The 23,465-nt window shown below is 64.2% G+C and carries 24 protein-coding genes and 1 pseudogene; 17 read left to right on the forward strand and 8 right to left on the reverse strand.

Annotated elements, in window-relative coordinates; all coding sequences use genetic code 11:
- Positions 1 to 78: 78 nt before the first annotated feature.
- Complete coding sequence (locus M8523_RS08005) at positions 79 to 945, reverse strand: transglutaminase-like domain-containing protein (RefSeq protein WP_282584322.1); 867 nt, start codon at positions 943 to 945, stop codon at positions 79 to 81.
- 333 nt (positions 946 to 1,278) lie between these two features.
- Between M8523_RS08005 and M8523_RS08010 the strand changes: the two genes are divergently transcribed.
- Positions 1,279 to 1,863, forward strand: a complete 585-nt coding sequence (locus M8523_RS08010; protein WP_282584323.1) for a biotin transporter BioY — start codon at positions 1,279 to 1,281, stop codon at positions 1,861 to 1,863.
- Positions 1,864 to 1,875: 12 nt separating this feature from the next.
- Here M8523_RS08010 and M8523_RS08015 read toward each other — a convergent pair whose 3' ends face one another.
- A complete protein-coding gene (locus M8523_RS08015) occupies positions 1,876 to 3,327 on the reverse strand; it encodes an MFS transporter (RefSeq protein ID WP_282584324.1) in 1,452 nt (483 codons plus the stop codon).
- Between the two features lie 138 nt (positions 3,328 to 3,465).
- Positions 3,466 to 4,638, reverse strand: a complete 1,173-nt coding sequence (locus tag M8523_RS08020) for an acetyl-CoA C-acetyltransferase (RefSeq protein ID WP_282584325.1) — start codon at positions 4,636 to 4,638, stop codon at positions 3,466 to 3,468.
- Between the two features lie 303 nt (positions 4,639 to 4,941).
- Between M8523_RS08020 and phaR the strand changes: the two genes are divergently transcribed.
- The 10 genes and pseudogenes from phaR to M8523_RS08070 all read left to right on the forward strand — a co-directional run bounded on the left by phaR (position 4,942) and on the right by M8523_RS08070 (position 13,727).
- Complete coding sequence (gene phaR / locus M8523_RS08025) at positions 4,942 to 5,565, forward strand: polyhydroxyalkanoate synthesis repressor PhaR (RefSeq protein ID WP_282584326.1); 624 nt, start codon at positions 4,942 to 4,944, stop codon at positions 5,563 to 5,565.
- 83 nt (positions 5,566 to 5,648) lie between these two features.
- Positions 5,649 to 6,860 (forward strand): MFS transporter, encoded by a 1,212-nt coding sequence (locus tag M8523_RS08030; RefSeq protein ID WP_282584327.1) that lies wholly within the window; start codon positions 5,649 to 5,651, stop codon positions 6,858 to 6,860.
- Between the two features lie 19 nt (positions 6,861 to 6,879).
- A complete protein-coding gene (locus tag M8523_RS08035; RefSeq protein WP_282584328.1) occupies positions 6,880 to 7,746 on the forward strand; it encodes an NAD(P)-dependent oxidoreductase in 867 nt (288 codons plus the stop codon).
- Positions 7,747 to 7,920: 174 nt separating this feature from the next.
- Positions 7,921 to 8,346, forward strand: a pseudogene (locus tag M8523_RS08040) (GNAT family N-acetyltransferase); the annotation flags it as partial.
- Positions 8,347 to 8,409: 63 nt separating this feature from the next.
- Positions 8,410 to 9,060 (forward strand): phosphoribosylanthranilate isomerase, encoded by a 651-nt coding sequence (locus tag M8523_RS08045; protein ID WP_282584544.1) that lies wholly within the window; start codon positions 8,410 to 8,412, stop codon positions 9,058 to 9,060.
- 21 nt (positions 9,061 to 9,081) lie between these two features.
- On the forward strand, positions 9,082 to 9,381 hold the full coding sequence (locus tag M8523_RS08050) for a hypothetical protein (RefSeq protein ID WP_282584329.1): 300 nt from the start codon (positions 9,082 to 9,084) through the stop codon (positions 9,379 to 9,381).
- Entirely contained in the window at positions 9,378 to 10,592 is a 1,215-nt protein-coding gene (gene trpB / locus M8523_RS08055) for a tryptophan synthase subunit beta (RefSeq protein WP_282584330.1), read from the forward strand. Before M8523_RS08050 ends, trpB begins: the two co-directional genes overlap by 4 nt.
- A 4-nt stretch (positions 10,593 to 10,596) precedes the next feature.
- The gene (gene trpA, locus M8523_RS08060) at positions 10,597 to 11,457 is read left to right on the forward strand and encodes a tryptophan synthase subunit alpha (RefSeq protein WP_282584331.1); all 861 of its coding nucleotides are present in this window, start codon (positions 10,597 to 10,599) and stop codon (positions 11,455 to 11,457) included.
- Between the two features lie 23 nt (positions 11,458 to 11,480).
- A complete protein-coding gene (gene accD / locus M8523_RS08065) occupies positions 11,481 to 12,395 on the forward strand; it encodes an acetyl-CoA carboxylase, carboxyltransferase subunit beta (protein ID WP_282584545.1) in 915 nt (304 codons plus the stop codon).
- 9 nt (positions 12,396 to 12,404) lie between these two features.
- Positions 12,405 to 13,727: a bifunctional folylpolyglutamate synthase/dihydrofolate synthase gene (locus tag M8523_RS08070; protein WP_282584332.1), complete on the forward strand. Its 1,323-nt coding sequence runs from the start codon at positions 12,405 to 12,407 to the stop codon at positions 13,725 to 13,727.
- Positions 13,728 to 13,755: 28 nt separating this feature from the next.
- Here the strand turns inward: M8523_RS08070 and M8523_RS08075 are convergent, their stop codons facing one another.
- From M8523_RS08075 to M8523_RS08090, 4 genes are all read right to left on the reverse strand, one after another.
- Positions 13,756 to 13,983: a hypothetical protein gene (locus tag M8523_RS08075; protein WP_282584333.1), complete on the reverse strand. Its 228-nt coding sequence runs from the start codon at positions 13,981 to 13,983 to the stop codon at positions 13,756 to 13,758.
- A gap of 86 nt (positions 13,984 to 14,069) precedes the next feature.
- Positions 14,070 to 14,717: a hypothetical protein gene (locus M8523_RS08080; RefSeq protein WP_282584334.1), complete on the reverse strand. Its 648-nt coding sequence runs from the start codon at positions 14,715 to 14,717 to the stop codon at positions 14,070 to 14,072.
- A gap of 200 nt (positions 14,718 to 14,917) precedes the next feature.
- Positions 14,918 to 15,145: a hypothetical protein gene (locus M8523_RS08085; protein WP_282584335.1), complete on the reverse strand. Its 228-nt coding sequence runs from the start codon at positions 15,143 to 15,145 to the stop codon at positions 14,918 to 14,920.
- Positions 15,146 to 15,276: 131 nt separating this feature from the next.
- The gene (locus tag M8523_RS08090) at positions 15,277 to 15,882 is read right to left on the reverse strand and encodes an arylesterase (protein WP_282584546.1); all 606 of its coding nucleotides are present in this window, start codon (positions 15,880 to 15,882) and stop codon (positions 15,277 to 15,279) included.
- A gap of 137 nt (positions 15,883 to 16,019) precedes the next feature.
- On the opposite strand from M8523_RS08090, the gene M8523_RS08095 reads away from it, so the two are divergent.
- From M8523_RS08095 to M8523_RS08120, 6 genes are all read left to right on the forward strand, one after another.
- Positions 16,020 to 16,742, forward strand: coding sequence for an ABC transporter ATP-binding protein (locus M8523_RS08095; RefSeq protein ID WP_282584336.1), 723 nt, complete (start codon positions 16,020 to 16,022; stop codon positions 16,740 to 16,742).
- Between the two features lie 89 nt (positions 16,743 to 16,831).
- Complete coding sequence (locus M8523_RS08100; protein WP_282584337.1) at positions 16,832 to 17,131, forward strand: Rdx family protein; 300 nt, start codon at positions 16,832 to 16,834, stop codon at positions 17,129 to 17,131.
- 125 nt (positions 17,132 to 17,256) lie between these two features.
- Positions 17,257 to 17,523 (forward strand): hypothetical protein, encoded by a 267-nt coding sequence (locus M8523_RS08105; RefSeq protein ID WP_282584338.1) that lies wholly within the window; start codon positions 17,257 to 17,259, stop codon positions 17,521 to 17,523.
- Positions 17,524 to 17,623: 100 nt separating this feature from the next.
- Positions 17,624 to 18,988 carry a formimidoylglutamate deiminase gene (locus tag M8523_RS08110; RefSeq protein WP_282584339.1) on the forward strand — a complete coding sequence of 455 codons (1,365 nt, stop codon included), beginning with the start codon at positions 17,624 to 17,626 and terminating at the stop codon, positions 18,986 to 18,988.
- Between the two features lie 151 nt (positions 18,989 to 19,139).
- The gene (locus M8523_RS08115) at positions 19,140 to 19,451 is read left to right on the forward strand and encodes a polyhydroxyalkanoic acid system family protein (RefSeq protein ID WP_282584340.1); all 312 of its coding nucleotides are present in this window, start codon (positions 19,140 to 19,142) and stop codon (positions 19,449 to 19,451) included.
- A gap of 44 nt (positions 19,452 to 19,495) precedes the next feature.
- A complete protein-coding gene (locus M8523_RS08120) occupies positions 19,496 to 22,444 on the forward strand; it encodes a response regulator (RefSeq protein ID WP_282584341.1) in 2,949 nt (982 codons plus the stop codon).
- A gap of 24 nt (positions 22,445 to 22,468) precedes the next feature.
- Here M8523_RS08120 and M8523_RS08125 read toward each other — a convergent pair whose 3' ends face one another.
- Entirely contained in the window at positions 22,469 to 23,365 is an 897-nt protein-coding gene (locus M8523_RS08125; protein WP_282584342.1) for a lipid kinase, read from the reverse strand.
- Positions 23,366 to 23,465 lie beyond the last annotated feature (100 nt).

Raw genomic sequence — 23,465 nt, forward strand, 5'->3', positions numbered from 1 at the left:
CAGCCGATACTGCTCTTGCCGTGTTGCCGAAAGAGCAGCGCCAATGAGCCGAAGGCAAACTCACTGGAGCGAGATGTCTCAGGCGGTCACGGTCTGCGAGGAAAAGCGGGTTTCGTAGGAACGGCTCTGGCTCGTCACCTGATGAGCTTCCTCAGTGATGACCTCGAAGTCGCGCAATTGGGCCGAGCCGAAAGCCGTCGAGATCGCCACGTCGACCGCGTCCCGCCCATAGGCCATGACGATCCGTCCGATGCGCCGCTTGTTGTGACGGGCGTCGAATGTCCACCAGCGGCCCCCGAGATAGACCTCGAACCAGGCCGAGAAATCCATCGGATCGGGCACGATCGGAACGCCGATGTCTCCAAGATAGCCGGTGGAATAACGCGCCGGGATGTTCATGCAGCGGCAGAGCGTCACGGCAAGGTGGGCAAAGTCCCGGCACACGCCGACCTGCTCGAAGTGCCCCTCGCTGGCGGTCCGGGTGCTGCGGGCCTGCTGGTAATCGAAGCGGATGCGATTGTGCGCGTAATCGACGATGGCCTGCACGCGCTCCCAGCCGAGACGCGTATGGCCGAACAGCGACCAAGCGAGGTCGGTCAGATGCTCCATGTCGCAATAGCGGCTCGGCATCAGGAAGACCATCACGTCGTCGGGAAGGTCCTCGACATTGTGCTGCGGCGCGTCCCAGCCGACCTCGTCGAGCAGACCCGAATCCTGGATGATGAAATCAGAGGTCACGCGGATTTCACCCGCGGGGGCGAGCACACGGGTCACGCGGTTGCCGAACTGGTCGCGGTAGGTGCGTGAGGGCACCCAGGGGTCGAAATTGATCACTTGCGGCGCGATCAGATCACGCTCCCGTTCCGGCCGGACGCTCAGGAGGAAGTTCATCGCGGTCGGCATGTTGCAGAAGTAGGAGATGTTGAAGCCGCATCGGATGTGCATGAGCGCCGCCGCCGTCGAGAAGGTTACTTCGCCGCGAACGCTGCGGCGTCGGAAGAGTTCCCGCTTCCAGGCTATATCGGCGCGATAGTGGAAAGTAAGCGCGAAAGCTGTTATTTCTGAGCATCATACTGCGCAAATATTGTGCGAAATGACTGATGCGTCGGCCCAATGTGCGATGCCGCTGGTTGATGCCGAAAGCGCCCCCTTCGCTCCTGGCGCTCTGTTGCCAAAGGGTCATTGCGTTCGACACCTGTCCGGCTGCATAAGCGCCGCACGCGAACCCTGCGGCTGAATGGCCTGCGCCGCGGTTCAATCCATGAAGGACATCATTCCATGAGCATCTCGGCTCTCGCCACGGACTCTACCGCCTATGTCCCACTGCGACTTCGTGGAAAGCCGGTTCTGACGCGCGTGCTCGCGGTGCTGGCAGCTTCGATGTTTCTGGCGGCCTGCTCCTGGATCTCGGTACCGCTGCTGTCCGTGCCGATGACCATGCAGACATTTGGCGTCACACTGGTGGGTGCTCTGTTCGGCTGGCGGCTTGGGGCGGCCTCCGTGTTGCTTTGGCTCGGCGAGGCAGCACTCGGCATGCCGGTGCTTTCGGCCGGATCAGCGGGACCCGCCTACATGATGGGGCCGACGGGCGGCTACCTGGTGGCCTTCGTGATCGCTGCGGCCCTGGTGGGATGGTGCGCGGAGCGCGGTGTCACGTCCTGGGGCCTCGTGTCCTCCTTCGGGCTGATGGTCGTGGCCAATGCCCTGATCCTGCTGGTCGGCGCCGCTTGGCTGGCTCACTTCGTCGGCCCGCACAAGGCCATCGCGCTTGGCATCACGCCCTTCATCGTCGGCGGTTTGTTGAAGGCGGCGCTGGCCACAGGCGCCATCGAGGCAGCCCGCCTGCACCTGCCGTTCCGTTGAGGCGGCACGCCGTCAGGCATCCGGCTTCGAGCGGGGATTGATCATCCGATGCCCGCTGATCTCGGTTCCGGCATCGGGTGAGAAGCGCAGGTTCCAGAAGGTCGCGAGGAGGGAGATCCCGGTCACGATCAGAAAGGCTGTCGAAAAATCGGCCAGCTGAACCGTCGTATGGCCCCGCACCTCCATGGAGCCTTGCAGCACTAGGGCGGCGACGCAGATGCCGACTGAGAGCATGAGCTGCTGGAAGGTCGTGTAGAAGCTCGTGGCGGCGCTCATCCGCTCATGCGGGATTTCGTCGTAAGCCACCGTATTGTAGGCGGTGAATTGGAACGACATGAAGAAGCCGCAGCACATGAGAACCGCGAACATGAGCGGGAGCGGCCAGCCAGGCCGGAAAGCCGCACAGACCGCGTAGCCAAGGCTCGCCACGATACCGTTGACGATCAGGCTCTGGCGAAAGCCGTAACGACGCAGCACGCGCGGCGCGAGCGCCTTCATGGCCATCGATCCTATCGCGGTCGCGAATACGATCGTGCCGCTCTGAGCGGCCGTGAGCCCGAAGCCGATCTGCAGCATCAGTGGCAGGAGGAACGGCTGCGCTCCCTGGGTGACCCGCGTCAGCGATCCGCCCCAGACCGACAGACCGAAGCTTGGGATGCGCATCAGGGACAGATCGAGGATGGGCGCGGGCACGCGCCGCGCGTAAGCCACGTAGCCGGCCGCGAAGACGGTCCCGATCGTGAGCAACCCAAGCGTCAGGGCGCGCTCGCCGTCGTGGCTTGACATCTCGAAGCCGAAGAACAGGCAGCCGAGCGCTGTTCCGGACAAGATGAGCCCGGGAAAGTCGAAGCGTTCGCCCCGCACGCCCGGCGTATTGGCGATAAACAGCGTCACCAGCACGAAGCCCAGGATGCCGATCGGCACGTTGATGTAGAAGATCCAGCGCCAGTCGAGATAGGTGACGATGAAGCCACCGACCGGCGGCCCGATGATTGGGCCGATCAAGGCGGGGACCAGCAGCCACGACATGGCGGAGACCATGTCGCGCCGCTCGACGCTGCGCAGCAGCACGAGCCGGCCGACCGGCATCATCATGGCACCGCCGAGACCCTGGAAGATGCGGGCACCGACCAACATGCCGAGGCTATGCGCCTGCGCGCAGAGGATCGAGCCAAGTGTGAACACCACGATGGCCGAGCGGAACACCGTGCGGGCGCCGAAGCGATCGGCGACCTTGCCGCTGGCGGGAATGAATACCGCGAGGCTGAGCAGGTAGGATGTCAGCGCCACGCTCATGCTCGGCGCCGTGACACCGAACTCCCGCGCCATGGTGGGAAGCGCCGTCGTCAGCACGGTCGCGTCCAACTGCTCCATGAACATGGCGCTGGCGATGATAAGGGCGATGGTGCGGAAATTCGTGGTCGGCGTCGGCGTGGCTGGCGCGCGTTCAACGGCTTGCGACATGGCGCGCCGGGATCTCCCAAGCGATCGATAGGAATGGAAGGGAGCCACGCTTTGCGGCGCCCATTTTGTCGTTATAGGTCAGTTCAGGGGTGGCAGGTGGGCGTTTTCATGCCGCCTGCCATGCGCTGATTGAGCGGGTCAGCGCTCGATCGTCATCGCAATGCCCATGCCGCCACCGATGCACAGGGTCGCCAGACCCTTGCGGACGTCGCGGCGCTGCATTTCATGGAGCAAGGTGACAAGCACGCGCGCGCCCGAAGCACCGATCGGGTGACCGATGGCGATCGCGCCGCCATTGACGTTGACGATCGACGGGTCCCAGCCCATGTCCTTGTTCACCGCCAACGCCTGTGCCGCGAAGGCCTCGTTGGCCTCGACGAGATCGAGATCCTTGACCGACCATCCCGCCTTCTCAAGCGCCTTGCGCGAGGCCGGGATCGGGCCCGACCCCATCACGGCCGGATCAACCCCGGCGGTCGCCCACGAGGCGATGCGGCCGAGCGGTGTCAGCCCGCGCTTGGCGGCATTCTCTTCCGTCATCAGGACGACGGCGGCCGCGCCGTCATTGATGCCCGACGCATTGCCGGCCGTGACCGAGCCCTCCTTTGAGAAGGCCGGCTTCAGCTTGGCGATCGACTCCATTGTGGTGCCGGGACGGATATACTCATCCTGGTCGACCACGATATCGCCCTTGCGGCCCTTCACCGTGTAGGGCGTGATCTCGTCGGCAAAACGTCCGGCCTTCTGAGCCGCCTCAGCTTTGTTTTGCGACGCGACCGCGAACTTGTCCTGCTCCTCGCGTGTGAGCTGCCATTTCGTGGCAATGTTTTCGGCCGTGTTGCCCATATGGTAGCCGTTGAAGGCGTCCATCAGGCCGTCCTTCAGCATGGTGTCGATGAATTTGAGGTCGCCCATCTTCGTGCCGGAGCGCAGATGGGCGGCGTGCTGCGCCTGGCTCATGGATTCCTGGCCGCCCGCCACAATGATGTCGGCATCCCGGTTCGCGATCTGCTGCAACCCGAGCGCCACGGCACGCAGCCCCGAGCCGCAGAGTTGGTTCAGGCTCCATCCGGTCTTTTCCTTCGGGATGCCGGCTGCCATGCCGGCCTGTCGCGCCGGGTTCTGGCCCTGTCCCGCCGTAAGCACCTGTCCGAGGATCACCTCGTCCACTTCGCCCGCATCGAGCTTTGCCCGTGTCAAAACGGAGCGGATCACCTCGGCGCCAAGCTCGTGCGCCAGCACATTGGCGAAGGCGCCGTTGAACGAGCCCACCGGCGTTCGGGTCGCGGCGACGATGACGATATCGGACATGGATGTTCCTCCTGGTTGCTTTTGCAGCAGCGGTCCGAAACCTCGGTACAACCGCACTCCCGCATTAAGATCGGACAGTCGTGCACTTGCCGCAAGACATCGAGGTCGGGAAATCGGTGCATTGCGATGGCCTCGGCGTCAGCACCGTCCTGCCGATCTGAATGGCCGCGCACGCGGCGAATTTGTGCACCTGCGGCATTTTCTGGAATTTCTGCCGAGAAAACGGTTTTATGACGCGGATAAACCCCCTATGCATGGCGATTATCAGACGTCTTCGCTGCAGTGCGTTCTCGCAGGTGTATCATGAGTGTCGGCGACACGCCCGTGACGATCAAGAAATACGCGAACCGTCGTCTCTACAACACCGGGACGAGCACTTACGTGACGCTGGAAGACTTGGCCGTGATGGTCAAGAAGGGCGATGATTTCGTTGTGTTCGATGCGAAGACCGGCGAGGAGATCACCCGCTCGGTTCTGGCGCAAATCATCTTCGAACAGGAAGGCAAGACCGGGCAGAGCCTGCTGCCGATCACGTTCCTGCGCCAATTGATCCGATTCTATGGCAACAGCATGCAGATGCTCGTGCCGAGCTATCTCGAATTCACCATCGACCGCCTCACCAGCGAGCAGCACAAGCTGCGCGACCAGATGGACACGACCTTCGGAACCAAATTCCTGCCCGGGCAGGCCGTGCGCAACCAGATGTTCGACCAGCTGGAAGAGCAGACGCGAAAAAACATGCTGATGTTTTCCCAGGCGCTCAGCGTGTTCAATCCTTTCGCCGCGGCTACACCAGGGACCCCAGCGCCAGCCGAGGCTGGGGGTGAGTCCGAACCAGCGGTCCCCGAAGAGGACGACATAGAGACCGTCCGGCGTGACATGGTGGACCTCCAAAAGCGTCTGGACCGGCTGGCCTCGAAGCCCTAGCTCCCTTTGAAACAAGACGGCCGCCTCCCACCCTTCCTGGCGGGGCACTTTGGCCCCCGCGATGATCGAGAACGCCCCGCGCCTTGAGTGAAAGCCAGCACCCGTTCGACCATCCCGCGTTCCGGCTGTTCTGGATCGGGCGAACCCTCTCTTCGCTGGCCTTTCAGATGTCCGCCGTGGCGCTGGGTTGGCTCGTCTATGCGCGGACCGGAAGCGCCGCGAGCCTCGGGCTCGTCGGCCTTTTCCAATTCGCCCCCATGGTGGTGCTGACCTTCCTGGTCGGACATGTCGCGGACCGCTACGATAGACGGTTGATCGTCTCGATCTGCCAGGCGGTCGAAGGCCTAACGGTATTGACCCTGACACTGGGCATCGTTGGAGGCTGGCTCGGAACGCCGGGCATCTATGCGGCCGTCGTGGTGTTCGGGGGCGCTCGTGCGTTCGAACAGCCCACCAATGCGGCGCTGCTTCCGGGCGTGGTGCCGGCGGAGCTCCTGTCGCGGGCCGTGGCCGTATCCTCGACGGCCGTGCAGACGGCCGCCATCATCGGACCGGCCCTCGGCGGACTGCTCTATGCGGTGGGACCCAGCGTCCCCTTTGCTTGCGCGACGGTGTGCTTCTTCTTGGCGAGTCTCTGCGTCCGGGCCATCCGGCTCGAACGTACGCCGCCCCGCAAGGAGCCGGCGACCCTCGCCTCGGTGTTTTCCGGCCTGCATTTCATCTGGCAGCGTCCGGTCGTTCTCGGCACGATCTCGCTTGACCTTGTGGCCGTGCTGCTCGGCGGCGCCACGGCACTGCTGCCGATTTATGCCAAGGACATTCTGCACACCGGCCCTTGGGGGCTCGGTCTGCTGCGCCTCTCACCCGCGCTGGGCGCCCTGGCGATGGGAACTGCCTTGTCGATGGTTCCCCTAGAGCGCCGCGTCGGCCTCAAGATGTTCGCGGCCGTCTTCATCTTCGGGCTGGCGACGCTGGTCTTCGCCTATTCGACCAATATCGCCGTATCGATGGTCGCGCTGGCTGTGCTTGGCGCGTCCGACAACATCAGCGTCGTCATCCGCACGTCGCTCGTGCAATTGCTGACCCCGGAGGCGATGCTGGGTCGGGTGAGCGCGGTCAATTCCCTGTTCATCGGCACCTCGAACCAACTGGGCGAGTTTGAATCGGGAATGACCGCAGCCCTATTCGGAACGGTGCCGGCGGCGGCGCTGGGTGGCTTCGGCACGCTCGCGGTCGTTGTGGTTTGGATGATGCTATTCCCTGCCTTGCGCCGGGCCGATCGGTTCGAAGGCTGACACGAAAGCGGAGGACCTTATGCGGGTGGCATTTCTGGGCTTGGGAATCATGGGTTTCCCGATGGCGGGTCACCTGGCCTCCAAGGGCGGTCATGAGGTGACGGTCTACAACCGCACCGTCGCAAAGGCGCAGGCCTGGGTCGCTCGCTTCGGCGGCACGTCTGCGACGACCCCGGCTGCCGCCGCGGCCGGCCAGGACATGATCTTCTGTTGCGTCGGCAACGACGACGATCTGCGCCAGGTCACGACCGGACCCGAAGGTGCATTCGCGGCCATGGCGCCGGACGCGATTTTCGTCGACCACACGACGGCCTCGGCCGAGGTCGCCCGTGAGCTGTTCGCGGCGGCCCGCCAAGGCGGCTTTCATTTCATTGATGCACCGGTCTCGGGCGGACAGGCCGGGGCCGAGAACGGCCGTCTCACGGTGATGTGCGGTGGTGAGGCCGCGGCCTATGACAGGGCCGAACCGGTCATTGCCGCCTATGCCCAGAAATGTCAGCGGCTGGGGGAGGCGGGTGCGGGGCAGCTCACCAAGATGGTGAACCAGATCTGCATTGCCGGCCTTGTCCAGGGTCTGTCCGAGGCGCTGCATTTCGCCGAGAAGGCGGGGCTCGATGTCGAGCAGGTCGTGGCGACGATCTCCAAGGGCGCGGCTCAGTCCTGGCAGATGGAAAACCGCCATAAGACGATGGCTGAGGGCAAGTTCGATTTCGGTTTCGCGGTGGACTGGATGCGCAAGGACCTTGGTATCTGCCTGGCCGAATCGCGCCGCAATGGCGCGACCCTTCCGGTGACGGCGCTGGTCGACCAATTCTATGGCGACGTGCAGGCGATGGGCGGTCGTCGCTGGGACACGTCGAGCCTGATCGCGCGTCTGCGTCGGTAAGGCCTGACCATTCGAAACCCCTTGTGATCGGTTCAGTCGACAGCCACAAGAAGGCGAGCGACGCAAAGGGCATGCTGGCCGATCCGATTTTTCTGGTTCGTCGCCTCATCGTGGCCTATGGACGCCTCGACCTGGGTTGCCCTGCGGGGTCCACGCTCCAGCCATTCGAGGGTGATGCCGATCCACCTGACCTTCCGCCCGGCCGTTCCGGCCGACATTCCGGTTATCCGCGAGCTAGCCGAACAGGTCTGGCGCGTCAGCTACGCCGCCATGCTGAAGGCCGCTCAGATCGACTACATGCTCGGGTGGATGTATGCCCAAGAAGCGATCGCGGCCGAGATGGATCGCGGCGTTCAATGGACCCTCGCCGAGATTGAGGGGCGGCCGGTTGGCTATCTCGCGCTGTCTCTGAGCGGAAGCGGTCCAGCGGAGCTGCACAAGCTCTATCTCTTGCCCGAGCATCAGGGCAGTGGGCTCGGACAAGAGATGCTGCGCCATGCTCGCGCCCTCGCGTGTCAGGGGGGCGCCAGAGAACTTCGGCTGCGGGTGAACAAGACGAACACCCGTGCCCTCAAAAGTTACGCGCGGGCCGGCTTCCGGATCGTCGACGCGCTCGTGGCCGACATCGGCGGCGGCTTCGTCATGGACGACTATGTTTTGGCGATGTCGCTTCGTAGCGAGGCGCCGCTCGTGAAGATCTGCGGCCTGTCGACGCCGGACACGTTGGAGGCGGCGATTACGGCCGGTGCCGATCAGATCGGCCTCGTGTTCTTTCCCAAAAGTCCTCGCCACGTTTCGCTGGAGCAGGCGCGTGCGCTCGCCGATCAAGCCCGCGGGCGTGCCGCGATCGTGGGCTTGACGGTGGATGCCACGGATGGGGCGATCGATGCCATCATGGAGGCGGTGCGGCCGGACTGGTTGCAACTGCATGGGTCCGAAACGCCCGAGCGCGTCGCCGCCGTGAAGCAGCGGGCCGGCGTCTTCGTGATGAAAGCGGTCGGCCTCGCGACCGCCGCCGATCTGGCCGCGGCTGAGCCCTACGCCCAGGTGACCGATCGCATCCTGTTCGATGCGAAGCCGCCGAAAGACGCGGCGCTGCCGGGGGGTAACGGTGTCGCGTTCGATTGGACCATCCTCAAGCCGATCGACGAGCCCTTCATGCTGTCGGGTGGCCTGTCACCGGACAATGTCGCAGAAGCCGTCCGGATTTCGGGCGCTGCCGCCGTCGATGTTTCGTCGGGCGTCGAAACGGAGCCCGGTCGCAAGGATGCCGCTCTGATCGCCGCATTCGTGCATGCCGCACGGTGCCGCTGATCGACATCGGTCGGAGCATGGGTGTCCGACCTCTACCTGACTTCAGGCTTCCACGAGATCGAGCCGCTTCTCGATGCGATCGAGACGCGTGCCCATCCTGCCGATGTGTGCGGATTGGTCGGCGACGGCCGCATGAAGTACAATCGCTTCCCGGATGTTTGGAGCCATACAAGGTACAGAGACATTCAGGAGATGGGCGGTAGCCGCCGCTCAGCGCCAATGCGTCCGATCGTCGTCAAAACCCTCGTGCCCACAACAAGGCTGGCCTATCGGGGCCACGTGGTCTATCTGCAGCCTTTGGGCGGTGGAGACCAATCGTGAAACCGGAAAAGCTCAATTCCTTTCGAACGGGGCCTGACGAGCGCGGGCATTTCGGCACGTTTGGCGGGCGTTTCGTGGCCGAAACGCTGATGCCGCTCATTCTGGATCTCGAAGCAGCCTATGCGGCAGCACGGGTCGACCCTGCCTTTACGGAAGAATTGCAGGGCCTGCACAAGCATTATGTCGGACGTCCATCGCCGCTTTATTTCGCCGAGCGTCTCACGGAACATCTCGGCGGCGCCAAGATCTATTTCAAACGCGAAGAGCTGAATCACACGGGTGCCCATAAGATCAACAATGTGATGGGGCAGATCCTGCTGGCGCGCCGCATGGGCAAGACCCGGATCATCGCCGAGACGGGTGCCGGCCAGCACGGCGTCGCGACCGCCACCGCCTGCGCGCGCTTCGGCCTGCAATGTATCGTCTATATGGGCGCGGTCGACGTGGAACGTCAGAAGCCCAATGTGTTCCGCATGAAGATGCTGGGCGCGGAAGTCGTGCCCGTCCAATCGGGCGCCAAGACCCTCAAGGACGCCATGAACGAGGCGTTGCGCGATTGGGTCACCAACGTGCACGACACGTTCTATTGCATCGGCACAGCGGCGGGGCCGCATCCCTATCCGGCCATGGTGCGCGACTTCCAGTCGATCATCGGCACGGAGACCCGTGCGCAGATCCTCGAAGCCGAGGGCCGTCTGCCGGACTCGCTTGTCGCCTGTATCGGCGGTGGCTCCAACGCGATCGGCCTGTTTCACCCGTTCCTGGACGAGCCCGACATCGAGATCTTCGGCGTCGAGGCGGCCGGCCATGGGCTCGACACACCGGCGCATGCGGCGTCGATCGCTGGCGGCAAGCCCGGCGTATTGCACGGCAACCGCACCTTTCTTCTCATGGACGACGACGGTCAGATCGTCGAAGGCCACTCGATCTCGGCCGGGCTCGACTATCCAGGCGTGGGTCCGGAACATGCCTGGCTTGCCGATGTCGGACGGGTGACGTTCCTGTCCGCAACTGACCGCGAGGCCCTCGATGCGTTCCAGCTCTGTTCGAAGCTCGAAGGCATCATTCCGGCGCTGGAGCCGGCGCATGCCCTTGCCGCGATCCAGAAGCTTGCGCCGCAGCGCGGGAAGGACCACATCATGGTCTTGAACATGAGCGGGCGTGGCGACAAGGACATCTTTACTGTGGCCGAACACCTCGGCGGAATGTGACAGCATGACCAGCCGCCTCGACGCGCGTTTTGCGGCCTGCGCCGCCGCACAACGCGCCGCCCTCGTGACCTTCATCACTGCCGGTGATCCGGATCCTGAGACATCGCTTGCCCTTCTCAAGAGCCTGCCCGAGGCCGGCGCCGATGTGATCGAGCTCGGCATGCCGTTCACCGATCCGATGGCGGATGGCCCCGTGATCCAGGCGGCCGGCCTCCGGGCTTTGAAACACGGCCAGACGCTTGCCAAGACGGTCGCCATGGTGGGCCGCTTCCGCGAGAGCGACGCCGCGACCCCCATCATCCTGATGGGTTATTACAATCCCATCTATATCTACGGTGTGGAACGGTTTCTGACCGACGCGCTCGCGGCCGGCGTCGATGGGTTGATCGTGGTCGACCTGCCGCCCGAAGAGGACGAGGAACTCTGCATCCCGGCCTTGAAGGCCGGTCTCAACTTCATTCGCCTCGCGACGCCGACGACCGACGACAAGCGCCTGCCGGCCGTGCTCGCCAATACCTCCGGATTCGTTTACTACGTGTCTGTGACAGGAATCACCGGCGCGGCCGTGCCGGACTATTCCAAGGTGAATGAGGCGGTAATGCGCATCAAGGCCCATACGGCTTTGCCGGTGGCGGTCGGGTTCGGCGTGAAGACTGCCGAGAATGCCGCGGCGGTTGCAGCCCATGCCGACGGCGTCGTGGTCGGGACTGCCCTGATCTCGGTCTTGAAGCAATCCCTCGATGGGAATGAGGCCGCCACCGACCGTACAGTGCCGGATGTGGCAGCCTTTGTGGCCGAGTTGGCCCGCGGCGTGCGCGGGGCCCAACGCGTCCGAGGCAATGCCGGAACAGGAGCTTTGCGATGAGCGATCACGCTCCAGAAAGCCGTATGAACTGGATCCTGAACGTCGTTCCACCCAAGATCCGGTCATTTCTCAAAAAAGAGACGCCTGAGAATCTCTGGGTGAAATGCCCCGAGAGCGGGCAACTCGTGCACCATCGGGATCTTGAAACCAATCTCTTCGTGGTGCCGGGCTCGGACTACCACATGCGGATGGGCGCGCTCTCGCGCCTTGCCTCGCTGTTCGACGAGGGGCGCTGGGACGATGTGGCCATTCCCGAAGTGTTACTCGACCCGCTGAAGTTTCGTGACGAGAAGCGGTATGTCGACAAGCTGAAGGACGCACGCGTCAAGACGGGTTTGCAAGATGCCGTCAAGGTCGGTTTCGGCCGGATGGGCGGACGCGACGCGACTGTCGCGGTGCAGGACTTCGACTTCATCGGCGGTTCGCTCGGCATGGCGGCCGGTGAAGCGGTGGTGACCGGCATGGAGCATGCGGTCAAGCATCGAACGCCCTTCATCCTGTTCGCGGCCTCGGGAGGGGCCCGCATGCAGGAGGGCATGTTCTCGCTGATGCAGATGCCGCGCACGACGGTCGCGGTGCGGCGCCTCAGGGCCGCGAAGCTGCCCTACCTCGTGGTGCTGACCAATCCGACTACGGGCGGCGTCACGGCCTCCTATGCGATGCTGGGCGACGTGCACATCGCCGAGCCCGGAGCCTTGATCGGCTTCGCGGGCCCCCGCGTCATCGAACAGACCGTGCGTGAGAAGTTGCCCGAGGGGTTCCAGCGGGCCGAGTATCTGCAACAGCATGGCATGGTCGACATGGTCGTGCACCGCCGGGACATGAAGGCGACCTTGTCGCGCCTGTGCGGCCTGCTGATGAACGAGGTTTCGGCCGACGAGAGGCCAGCCGAGCTGGAAGCCGCCCCGCAATTGCCGTTCCCGGCCGCGGCCGAATAGTTACGCCGCGTGACCGCCGCCCACTTCGATACGGTGCTGGCGCGACTTCCGGCTCTGCATCCCAAACTGATCGATTTGTCGCTCGACCGGATGCAACGGCTGATGGACGACCTCGGCCATCCGGAGCGTCACCTGCCGCCGGTGATCCATGTGGCTGGCACCAATGGCAAGGGCTCGACGGTCGCCTTCCTGCGCGCCATGCTGGAAGCGACCGGCGCCGCCGTGCATGTCTACACCTCGCCGCATCTGGTGCGCTTCAATGAGCGGGTGCGCCTAGGGCGGGCGGGCGGCGGCATTCTCATCGATGACGCGCATTTCGCCGATGTGCTGGAGCGATGCGAGGCGGTCAATGCGGGTCAGCCGATCAGCTTTTTCGAGATCACGACCGCTGCCGCATTCTTGGCATTCAGCGAGGTGCCGGCCGACTATCTGCTGTTGGAAGTCGGGCTCGGAGGGCGACTCGATGCCACCAATGTGGTGGAGCGGCCGGCGCTCAGCGTGATCACGCCGGTGTCGATGGACCATCCGGAGTTCCTCGGAACCAGCGTCGACAAGATCGCCTTCGAGAAGGCCGGCATTCTGAAGCGAGGTGTTCCAGCCGTATTCGCCACCCAGGACGAGGTGGCTCTCGACGTATTGGTTCGACAGGCGGAACGTGTCGGCGCTCCCCACCGCGTCGGCAACCAGGATTTCGCGACGCGCGAAGAAAACGGTCGCCTGATCTTCGAGGACGACCGCGGCTTGCTTGACTTGCCGCTGCCTCGGCTGGCCGGCCGACACCAACAGGGTAATGCCGGCACCGCGATCGCGGCACTGCGGCTGCTGCTGCCCGGCATCGCGCCACGTGCCATCGAGGCCGGTTTGCTTGCCGCCTCCTGGCCCGCGCGCCTGCAGCGGTTGACACGCGGAACCGTGGCCGATCTCGCGCCGCTCGAAGCGGAGATCTGGCTCGACGGGGGGCACAATGCCGATGGGGGGCGTGTGCTGGCTGCCGCCATGGGCGAGCGCGAAGATCGCAACACGCGGCCTCTGGTGCTGATTTGCGGCATGCTCACCACCAAGGATCCGAAGGCCTTTCTGGACTCCTTCCGAGACCTGACCCAGGAGCTGATCGCCGTGCCGATCGGCGACGCGCACGCGGGCCGGAATGCTGCCGACATCGCGGCCATTGCACTCGCCTGCGGCATTCCCGCGGCCACCTGCGGCTCGGTCGCCGAGGCCTTGGGCTTCCTCTGCGCGCGACCCTGGCTCGTGCCACCGCGAATCCTGATCACCGGATCATTGTATTTGGCCGGGGACGTTCTGAAGCTGAATGGCACGCCGCCAATGTAGGCTCCCGACGAGCGTCAGTCTTCGCGGATCATGCCTCAATCGAGCGAACCCCGATGGTGGCGGTATCCGCCGAAAGGGCCCGGAGGGCAGCCTCCGATTCACGCGGCATGTCGTCCAGGCTGCATCCGAAGGGAATTGGCAGCACCACGGACTTGTCGGGGTCCCCATCCCAGACCATCCGCACCTTCGACTGTTTGCGGGCCAGGTCATGGTGAACGCCGACGATCGTCACGCTTCGCTTTTCGGGGTCAGGCATGATCCGACCTTTCTCCATATTGCCTTCAAGAGTGATGGTTCCCCGCGCTGATCATAGAGACCGGCTCATAGTTCATGGATCCCGAGCTACAGCCGGCCCTTCGGGATCTCGTGCGCATAAAATTGGATTTCGTCGTCGATCCAGGCATGCGGATGGCCCGCGAAGCCCTCACGCAGGCTGACGTCGGTAAAGTTTCGCGTTCCGGCCTGAATCACGTCCGGTCCTTCATCGGCCACGACATCCGCGGCCTTCCGGCTCGGGCGGACGATGGCGATGTGCCCAGGGTGGTCTGCCTGGTGATTGTGGTAGCTCGCGACCACGAAAACCCCCGCGTTGGCGACCTTCTGGGCCGCGAGCGCGTCGCTGAGGGGAAGCCAGCCGGCGTCGCGGCCGGCATTCGGCAGCCATTCGTTCTGCGCATTGGCGAGCAGGACCTGCCCATGCTCCGGCGACCGAAGGATGTAGATGCCCAGCCGTTCCGCCACTGCGGCCACGAAGGCGCTGCAATGGGTGTGGCGGCCTGGCAACCGTTCGGGCTGGCCATCGGGCTCGCCGGTTCGCCAATCGACGTGTTGACCGGCGATCCAGCGATCCTCGACATCGAGGTGGTCATAGAAAGCGGACAGCCGTCGGGCGAGAGGGGGTACATCGCCGGCGGCCGGACGCCCGGAAGAGCAAAGGCCGAAACACACCAGCGCGGTGACTTCAGCCAGAAAACGTCGCCGCGTGGGCATGGACAGGTCCTCCGTGCCGCGGATCACGACGCACCAAAGTGGCCGTTGCGACGAAGGGACCTTAGCGCGTCCGCTCGAGGTGATCCGTGATCCGGATCACAGGCCCGAGCCGGTGCGGAGACGAGCGGCGCAGGATGCCGCTCAGAGATCCCAACACTCGTCGTCTCAAGCCGTTGATCGCCCGTGTGACTTGCGCCCGATCACTCCGGCTCGGTGTCGTTCGGCCTTGCCGGTTCCAGCCTGACGATCAATCTGTCCCGATCCCAGAGCTCGCGTGTGTCGCCGTCGATCAAAGCCTGAGCCTGCTGGATCGCTTCTTCATCGGTTTTGGCGGCAATGATCGAAAAGGCCTTGATGTGCCCATCCTCGCCCAGTTGGTAGAGCCGGTAGGAAGGGCCTCCATTCGTCTCAACACCAGATTGGCCCATTCACTCCCCCAGCGACATCGCAGGCTGCCTTGATGGAAGAGCGCGTCTTTTCAGCTCGATAACAAATGAGAGGGGACTAACAAAAATTAGTAGGATTTCTATCGGAGCGGCAGGAGGACCTTCTTCGCGAGTCAGGCTTTCGGCTGGAGGGTCTTGAGCCATGTCTCCACGCCCGGCAGGACACGGGTGACCATCAGCGCCACGCCCTCCGGATTGGGGTGCATGCCGTCGCTCAATTGCAATCGGCTCTGCCCCGCGACGCCGTCCAGGAAGAAGGGATAGATCGGCAGGCTGTGCGCTTTGGCGAGGCTCGGATAGATGGCGTCGAAGCGGCTCGTGAACTCCGCCCCAAGCGTCGGGTCGGCGCGCATGCCCAGGAGGTAAACCGCGATGTGGCGGTCAGCGAGACGTGTGATCATCGTGTCGAGATTGTTGCGGGTGAGGGCAGGGTCCTGGCCGCGCAGCATGTCGTTGGCGCCGAGTTCAAGCAACACGCCATCGGTGCCGTCCTGAATGGACCAATCGAGCCGGTCGAGCCCGCCGGACGTGGTGTCACCCGAGACGCTCGCGTTGCTGATGGTCACGTCGTAGCCATGCTGGCGCAAGGCGGCTTCGAGACGGGCCGGGAAATCCTGGCCGGCCGGAAGCTTGTAGCCGGCCATGAGACTGTCGCCGAAGGCGACAAGCTGAAGCGTTTTGGCGAGCACCGGCACCGGCACGAAGGTCATTGCCGCCATCACGGTAAGGGTGATGATGGCGGGCGCCCTCCTGTTATGCCGGGACACTGTGCCGGGTCTGCGCTGGCATCCCGCGTCAGCGCCGCCATATGAGCGGACGGGACCACCGGCTTGACCGCGCAGCGCTTGGAACATGAATGACCAGTCCATCGAGTACACCTGCGATTGTCTTGCGCGACGTTCATGTCAGTCTGGGACGCGGGCCCGCTCGGGTTCATATCCTGCGCGGATTGGATCTCAATGTGGCGCGCGGCGACGCGGTTGGCATTACCGGACATTCCGGTTCGGGCAAATCGACGCTGCTGATGGTGCTGGCCGGGCTTGAGCGCCCGCAGTCCGGGGCGATCGAGATCGAGGGGAAATCGCTTGGCGGCCTCAGCGAGGATGCTCTCGCCCGGTTTCGCGGCCAGCGGATCGGCATCGTGTTCCAGTCGTTCCATCTGATCCCGACCATGACGGCGCTCGAGAATGTCGCCGTGCCGTTGGAACTCGCGGGACGCCGCGATGCGCTGGCCATGGCACGCCGCGAACTTGCAGCCGTCGGCCTCGAACAACGCCTCGGCCACTATCCTGCGCAATTGTCGGGCGGCGAGCAGCAGCGCGTCGCCCTGGCGCGGGCGCTCGCCCCCAATCCTGCGATCCTGGTGGCCGATGAGCCCACCGGAAATCTCGACGACACGACCGGTCAGACCATTGTCGACCTCATCTTTGCCACGCGCGCGGAACGTGGGGCGACGCTGGTCCTCGTCACCCATGATGCGGATCTCGCGGCGCGCTGCGACCGCACGATCCGCCTGCGCTCCGGCCTGATCGAAGCCGACCTGCGCAATCCGCGTCAGGCGATCGTCGCGGCGCAATGATGGTCGGGGCTTGACTTGTCAGAACTCCGTTGCGGTGGCAGATTCGATCGACGGGGCGCGCGGGCCCTTGCCGAATGGACCATCGCTCCATGGAGACCGATAAGCCGAGGATCGTCCTCACCTATTGCACACAGTGCAATTGGCTGCTGCGTTCCGCCTGGATGGCGCAGGAACTGCTGTCGACCTTCGGGCTCGACCTGGGAGAGGTGGCTCTCTCGCCAGGCACCGGCGGCGTTTTCGTTGTCACCTATGACGGTGAGGTCATTTGGGAGCGCAAGCGGGACGGCGGTTTCCCCGACATCAAATCCTTGAAGCAGCGGGTTCGCGACAGACTTGATCCTGACCGCGACCTCGGCCACACGGACCGGATCATTACGGCATCGGTGTAGCTTGGGCGTTCTCGCGCGAGGGCAAGCCACAAGGGGATGGCGGGTGCCGAGAGCCATCGCGCCACAGCAGCGCAGTAGGAACAGTTTCGATTTCGCGGATGTTGTTTCAGAGAGGAGACACATCCATGACTCTCACCAAAACGTTGCTTACCGCGGTGATGCTCACGCCATTGGTGGGTGTGCCGGCAAAAGCCCGCGTTTATAATCTTGATCCCTACCAGGGCGGCGCTGCCGCGGCCCGATACAATTACCAGCGCTATGGCGACACCGGCTATGCGCGCGACGGCGATGTTCGGAATACATGCGTCAAGCTTTGCCGTCACGATTCAAACCCGTGCGATCCTCCCGCGTTCAAGCAGGCGGACGGTCGCTGCGAGGGGCCCTTCGACTAAGCCTTAAAGCGCTGCCATCGCATGGCATTCCGTTCGTGCCTCGTGACCCGAGCGTGCAAGCCCGCTAGAACCTTCGGCACCGTGGGTCCGGAGTTTAGCGATGACAAGGCTCTATTTTGATCGTGCCCTGCTGCAGGATGGCTGGCGCGATCAGGTGACCGTAACCGTTTCAGGCGACGGTCAGATCGTCGGAGTCGAGTCCGGAACTGCCCCCTCTGCCGATACTGATCGGGTCAAGGGCGTGGCGCTGCCGGGGGTCGGTAACCTTCATTCCCATACGTTCCAGCGCGGCTTCGCCGGGCTGACGGAACGACGAGGGGTCGAGGACGATCATTTCTGGACTTGGCGCGAGGCTATGTACAACTTCGTGGGCCACCTCGTGCCCGAGGATGTGGAGGCGGTGGCCGCCATGGCGTTCGTCGAGATGATCGAGAGCGGTTTCACGGCCGTGGCGGAATTTCACTACCTGCATCATGGCGCCGAGGGTCAGCCTTACGGCGACCCGGCCGAACTCAGCCGCCGTATCGTGGCCGCCGCCGCCACGACGGGCATCGGCCTGACGCTCCTCCCCGTTTTCTATGCCCATAGCGGCTTCGATGGCGGTCCGCCGACGCCGGGACAGCGCCGGTTCGTTTGCGACCTCGATCTCTTCGCACGCCTGCATGCCAGTGCCGGCGATGCCGTGTCGACGCTGCCCATCGGGGGCATCGGCATCGCGCCGCATTCCCTGCGGGCCGTGACGATGGAGGAGTTGACCTATCTGCTCGGCCTGCACGGCTCCGGCGCCGTGCATATCCATATTGCCGAGCAAGAGCGCGAGATCGCGGAATGCCTTGCCGTGACGGGTGAGCGCCCGGTCGACTGGCTGTTGAGCCATATCGCAATCGACAGGCGTTGGTGTCTCGTGCATGCCACGCATATGACCGAGGACGAGACCCGGCGCTTCGGGCGGACGGGCGCCGTCGCGGGGCTCTGTCCCATCACGGAAAGCAATCTCGGCGACGGCATCTTCCCGCTCACCTCTTTTCTCCGTGCGGACGGGCGCTACGGGGTCGGCAGTGACTCGAACGTCCAGATCTCACTTCGCGACGAATTGCGCACCCTATGCTACTCGCAGCGCCTGCGCGACCGCGCCCGCAATCGCGTCGCGACGCCGCATCGCTCGTCCGGCCGGGTCTTGTTCGAAGCCGCCGCGGCCGCTGGTGCCCAGGCTCTCAGCCTACCGATCGGCGCCATCGCGCCCGGAGCGCGCGCCGACATCATCGTTCTCGATCCCGACGATCCCACTCTTGTCGGGCGGGACGGCGACACCGTTCTCGATGCCTGGATATTTGCCTCGACCCATTCTCCCGTCAGCGAGGTGTACCTCGGCGGACGGCGGGTCGTAGAGCGGGGCCGTCACATTGGGCGCGCGGCTGTCGAGGCTGCCTTTCGGCGCGTCATGCACCGGCTCCGAGCGATTTGACGGCCGGCCCCACTGCGGTTCGGCCCGAAAGGCGCCATATGGTGGCGAAAGATCGTGCATTGCGGCGCGGACCGGTCGACCCAGACCTGTGCAATCGCGCTGCGTCCACCGCGGAACGGCATCCCGCGGGTTGAAGCTCAGGAGTTGATTCATGTCCAAACCCCTCGTCGTCTCACTCCCGCACCAGCTCGGCCGAACCGAGGCCGTACGCCGGCTCAAGGACGGGATCCAATGGGCGCGTGAGAAGTACGGCGGGATCGTCTCCATTCAGCAGGAGGAGTGGGCGGGCGATCAACTGACCTTTCGGGTCGGCGCGCTGGGACAAGCCGCGAACGGCCTGATCGACGTCTCCGATAACGACGTGACGTTGACGGTCCAACTGCCCTGGCTGCTGGCGAAATTCGCCGAGAAGGCGCAGGCCGCGCTGCAGAAGCAAGGTCACCTGCTTCTGGAGAAGAAGTGAGATAGGTTGGCAAGATCTGTCACCGGACAATGGCGGGCACGGACATGGTGAACGATGGAGGCGGTGATGCCGACGCGAGCGGAGCGTTCCGGCGCTTTCGCGGATCGAACGGGCCCGCCCTCGTCCTTCTGGTGCTGGCGATCGTACTCGGGAGCGTATCGGCCTTCGTCGCATGGCGCGATAGCGCCGAGATCGAGCGCAATACGGCGTTCACGATCCGGCTCGAACGACTGCTGTCGGATCTCAAAGACCTCGAGACCGGACAGCGCGGCTTCCTCCTGACAGGGGAAGACCGCTACCTTGATCCCTACAACGCCGCCAACGCTCTGCTCGACGGTCAAGCGCGTCGGGTTCAGGAGATGGGCTTTCCCATTGGCGACCTGATCGACCTCGTGAACGAGCGCCGCGCCTCTGCGGCGAGGGGCATCGGATCCTATCGCAAGGATGGCGCCGCGACGGCGCTGTCGCTTGTGCGAAACGGTCGCGGCAAGACGCTGATGGATGCCGTACGGGCGCAAGTCGGCAAGAGCCAGGACGAGGCCGACGCCCGTATTGCAGCTTTTCGTCGTGATGCGCATGTCCTTGCGGTACCGATGGCCGCCATCGCTTTGCTGGCGATGGCTGTCGCCTTCGCGATTTTGGTGACCACGGCAACCCGGCGCCGGCGGGCGCAGCAGGCGAGCGCCGCGCTTCTCGAAGGCGTTCTCGACAACGCGCCGGTCGGGCTCGGCTTCCTCGATGCGACGCTGCACGTGCGGCAGATGAACCGCTCACTGAGGACGATGAGCGAACGCGCCCTCAGTGCCGTCATCGGGCAAAGCATCTGGGAGGTGATGCCCCAGATGCGCGAGGCCCTGGAAGCGCGTGTGCGCACGGTGGTGAGCGGCGGTCGTCCGATCCAGAATCTCGATGTCCAGGCGGTCAGCAACGCGCATCCCGACCAGACCCGACACTATCAGGTCAGTTTCTACCCGCTGCATCGCGTCGGAGCCGGCAATTCCAACGACATCGAGGGCGCCGGCATGGTGGTTCTCGACGTCACCGCCCGCAAGCGAAGCGAGCAGAGGCTACGCGAAAGCGAGGAGCGCTTCAGGACACTCACCGAATCGGTTGCCTCCATCGTCTGGCTCATGAACGGAGCGGGTGAGTTCGACAAGCCGCAGGTCGAATGGGCGGCGTTCACGGGGCAGGAATTCGTGGACCACCAGGGCACCGGTTGGACGGCCGCGATCCATCCCGCCGACGTGGAGGAGGTCAAGACGGCATTGGCGCACGCCATCGCGAGCCGCACGCCCTACAAGATCGAGCATCGCATCCGGCGTCTGGACGGCGCTTGGCGCTATGTCGACGCCCACGCCGTCCCGATCTCGGATGAGGGCGGCCATGTGCGGGAATGGATCGGCTCGTCCACGGACATAACCGCCCGAAAGGAGGCCGAGCTTGAACTGGCCGCCGCCAAGGAGGCCGCCGAATCGGCCAATCGCGCCAAGAGCGTCTTCCTTGCCAATATGAGCCACGAATTGCGGACGCCGCTGTCGGCCGTGATCGGCTACAGCGAGATGATGGAGGAAGAGGTCGAGGACCTCGGCGTCGAGAGCCTCAAGACCGATCTCGGAAAGATCAAGTCCAACGCCCGGCATCTGCTCAGTCTCATCAATGACGTGCTCGACCTGTCGAAGATCGAGGCGAACCGGATGGACGTCTTCGCTGAGGAGATCGATGTCGGGATCTTGTTGCGTGACGTCGTTTCGACCGTCGGCGCGCTGGTTCACAAGAAGAACAATGTCCTGTCCCTGACGGCGCCACCTGATCTCGGCATGATGCGGACCGATGGGGTCAAACTGCGCCAGTGCCTGTTCAATCTGCTGAGCAACGCCTCTAAGTTCACCGAGAACGGGCAGATTACGCTTGAGGCCGTGCGTTCGCAGCGCGGTACGCAGGATTGGCTGGAGTTTCGGGTCGTCGACTCGGGCATTGGCATGTCCCCGGAACAAGTGGACCGGCTTTTCGAGAGGTTCACGCAGGCCGACGAGACCACCACGCGGAAATTCGGCGGCACAGGCCTCGGGCTTGCGATCACCCGGGCTTTTTGCCGGTTGCTCGGCGGTGACATTCGCGTGCAAAGCGTGGCCGGGGAGGGAAGTACCTTCATCATGACGCTTCCGGCCGAGATGCCCCACCTCTCCTCGGCGCCCGATGGCGAGATCGACGCCAGTCCATCCCCCCATCCGCGCGCACGTGAAACCATTCTCATCATCGACGACGATCCGGCCCAGCGCGATCTCATGTCCCGTTTTCTCGAGCGGCAGGGCTTTACCGTGGCGACAGCGCCGGACGGTCAGACGGGGCTCGATCTCGCGCGCGTACTCGAGCCCCGGGCTATTCTCCTCGACGTCATGATGCCTCGCATGGACGGCTGGTCCGTACTGACGACGCTCAAGGCCGACCCGGAACTCGCAAAAATCCCGGTCGTGATGGTGACCTTCGTGCACGATACTGGCATGGGCGCCGCCCTCGGCGCCGCCGACTACGTGACGAAGCCGGTCCATTGGGACAAGCTGAAGATCGTGATGGACCGGTTTCGCGATGCCGAGGGCGATGTGCTCATCGTCGATGACGACGCCGATGCGCGCGCGCGGCTGAAGTCGGTGCTCGAACGCAATGGCTGGACCACCCAGGAAGCCGAAAACGGCAAGGAGGCTCTCGCTCTTGTGTCGCGCGTGGTGCCGCGGGTTATCCTGCTCGACCTGACCATGCCGGTCATGGACGGCTTCAGTTTCCTGGAGGAGCTGAGAGAGCGGCCGGGTTGCCGCGATGTCCCCGTCGTCGTCCTCACCGCGCGCGATTTGACGGCCGGAGACCGTGATCGCCTGGAAGGAGCCGACCGCATCTTCAGCAAGGGCCAAGTGAGCCTGACCGATATCACCCGTGAGTTGCGTGCTCTCGCGCCACCGCAAAGCGAGCCTGAGCGAGCCGAGGAGCCGCTCCTATGAGGCGGTGCGCGGGTCGGCCGCGCCTTACGGAGCAGGCGTGTAGATCGTCACCGCGCCCGGAAGCACCTTGAAGCGGGCGGGCGTCTTGGTGGTAATTTCGCCGTCTGTGTTGACCGATCGCGGCCGGCGCGTCTGCACCACGATCTCCTGGCCGGAGAGCGTCTTGACCTCGTGCCATCGCCCATGTGTGCCTCGTCGCATCGATGGCAGCAGGACCAGGAGTTTCCACACGCTGCGCACTTCGAGGCTGTAGACGTTGAGCCGGCCGTCATCGATCGCCGCATCCTCTGATACCGTCATGCCGCCGCCATAGTGACGACCATTGCCGATGGCGAGATGGATCGTCTTCGACATGATGCGGCTGTCGCCCTGAATGATGCGGGCCCGGAAGGGGCGCATGCGGCTCAACACCTTGAATCCCGCGACCGCATAGCCGAGAGCGCCCCATCTGCTCTTGGCGTCGCGGGTCAGGGCTCGTGTCAGGTCCACCCCGAAGCCGATGCTGGCGACGTTGAAGAAGGGATGGTCGTTGGCGAGGCCGATATCGATTTTCTTCTCGTGACCCGCCCCGATGATCGCCACCGCCTCGATCGGATTGACCGGGATATTCAAAGTCCGGGCAAGGTCGTTGGCGGTGCCGAGCGGGATGATGCCGAGCGGCAGTCCAGTGTCGAGAAGCGCTGGGGCCGCGGCGTTCAAGGTGCCGTCACCGCCACCGATGACCACGCAATCGATGTCAGCGGCCCGGCTGCGGATGAGGCCGGCCAGATCGTCGCGCTTGGCGCAGGCTTGCCGTTCCACCGCAAGGCCGGCGCCTACCAGAGCCTCTTCGACTTGCTGCACGGCCTCGGCGCCGCGGCGCGCATGTGTGTTGACGATCAGCAGGGCCCGCCGTTTGGTTTGGACTGGCGATGGAGACACGCAGGTTCCTCACGGTCGTTGCTTTCCAAACCAAGGGCGCTGACCGGCAAAGGTCAAGGTCCTCAGGCGAGAAAGTGCCGCCCAGGCAACGCAGATCTCC

Source organism: Lichenifustis flavocetrariae, assembly GCF_026130545.1.
Lineage (GTDB): Bacteria > Pseudomonadota > Alphaproteobacteria > Rhizobiales > Beijerinckiaceae > Lichenihabitans > Lichenihabitans flavocetrariae.

What these genes read in the sequence shown, in the direction of transcription:
- M8523_RS08005 (WP_282584322.1), bottom strand. Translation starts at nt 945, where the DNA reads ATGCACATCCGATGCGGCTTCAACATCTCCTACTTCTGCAACATGCCG.
- M8523_RS08010 (WP_282584323.1), top strand. Translation starts at nt 1,279, where the DNA reads ATGAGCATCTCGGCTCTCGCCACGGACTCTACCGCCTATGTCCCACTG.
- M8523_RS08015 (WP_282584324.1), bottom strand. Translation starts at nt 3,327, where the DNA reads ATGTCGCAAGCCGTTGAACGCGCGCCAGCCACGCCGACGCCGACCACG.
- M8523_RS08020 (WP_282584325.1), bottom strand. Translation starts at nt 4,638, where the DNA reads ATGTCCGATATCGTCATCGTCGCCGCGACCCGAACGCCGGTGGGCTCG.
- phaR (WP_282584326.1), top strand. Translation starts at nt 4,942, where the DNA reads ATGAGTGTCGGCGACACGCCCGTGACGATCAAGAAATACGCGAACCGT.
- M8523_RS08035 (WP_282584328.1), top strand. Translation starts at nt 6,880, where the DNA reads ATGCGGGTGGCATTTCTGGGCTTGGGAATCATGGGTTTCCCGATGGCG.
- M8523_RS08045 (WP_282584544.1), top strand. Translation starts at nt 8,410, where the DNA reads ATGTCGCTTCGTAGCGAGGCGCCGCTCGTGAAGATCTGCGGCCTGTCG.
- trpA (WP_282584331.1), top strand. Translation starts at nt 10,597, where the DNA reads ATGACCAGCCGCCTCGACGCGCGTTTTGCGGCCTGCGCCGCCGCACAA.
- accD (WP_282584545.1), top strand. Translation starts at nt 11,481, where the DNA reads ATGAACTGGATCCTGAACGTCGTTCCACCCAAGATCCGGTCATTTCTC.
- M8523_RS08075 (WP_282584333.1), bottom strand. Translation starts at nt 13,983, where the DNA reads ATGCCTGACCCCGAAAAGCGAAGCGTGACGATCGTCGGCGTTCACCAT.
- M8523_RS08080 (WP_282584334.1), bottom strand. Translation starts at nt 14,717, where the DNA reads ATGCCCACGCGGCGACGTTTTCTGGCTGAAGTCACCGCGCTGGTGTGT.
- M8523_RS08085 (WP_282584335.1), bottom strand. Translation starts at nt 15,145, where the DNA reads ATGGGCCAATCTGGTGTTGAGACGAATGGAGGCCCTTCCTACCGGCTC.
- M8523_RS08090 (WP_282584546.1), bottom strand. Translation starts at nt 15,882, where the DNA reads ATGGCGGCAATGACCTTCGTGCCGGTGCCGGTGCTCGCCAAAACGCTT.
- M8523_RS08095 (WP_282584336.1), top strand. Translation starts at nt 16,020, where the DNA reads ATGACCAGTCCATCGAGTACACCTGCGATTGTCTTGCGCGACGTTCAT.
- M8523_RS08100 (WP_282584337.1), top strand. Translation starts at nt 16,832, where the DNA reads ATGGAGACCGATAAGCCGAGGATCGTCCTCACCTATTGCACACAGTGC.
- M8523_RS08105 (WP_282584338.1), top strand. Translation starts at nt 17,257, where the DNA reads ATGACTCTCACCAAAACGTTGCTTACCGCGGTGATGCTCACGCCATTG.
- M8523_RS08110 (WP_282584339.1), top strand. Translation starts at nt 17,624, where the DNA reads ATGACAAGGCTCTATTTTGATCGTGCCCTGCTGCAGGATGGCTGGCGC.
- M8523_RS08115 (WP_282584340.1), top strand. Translation starts at nt 19,140, where the DNA reads ATGTCCAAACCCCTCGTCGTCTCACTCCCGCACCAGCTCGGCCGAACC.
- M8523_RS08120 (WP_282584341.1), top strand. Translation starts at nt 19,496, where the DNA reads ATGGTGAACGATGGAGGCGGTGATGCCGACGCGAGCGGAGCGTTCCGG.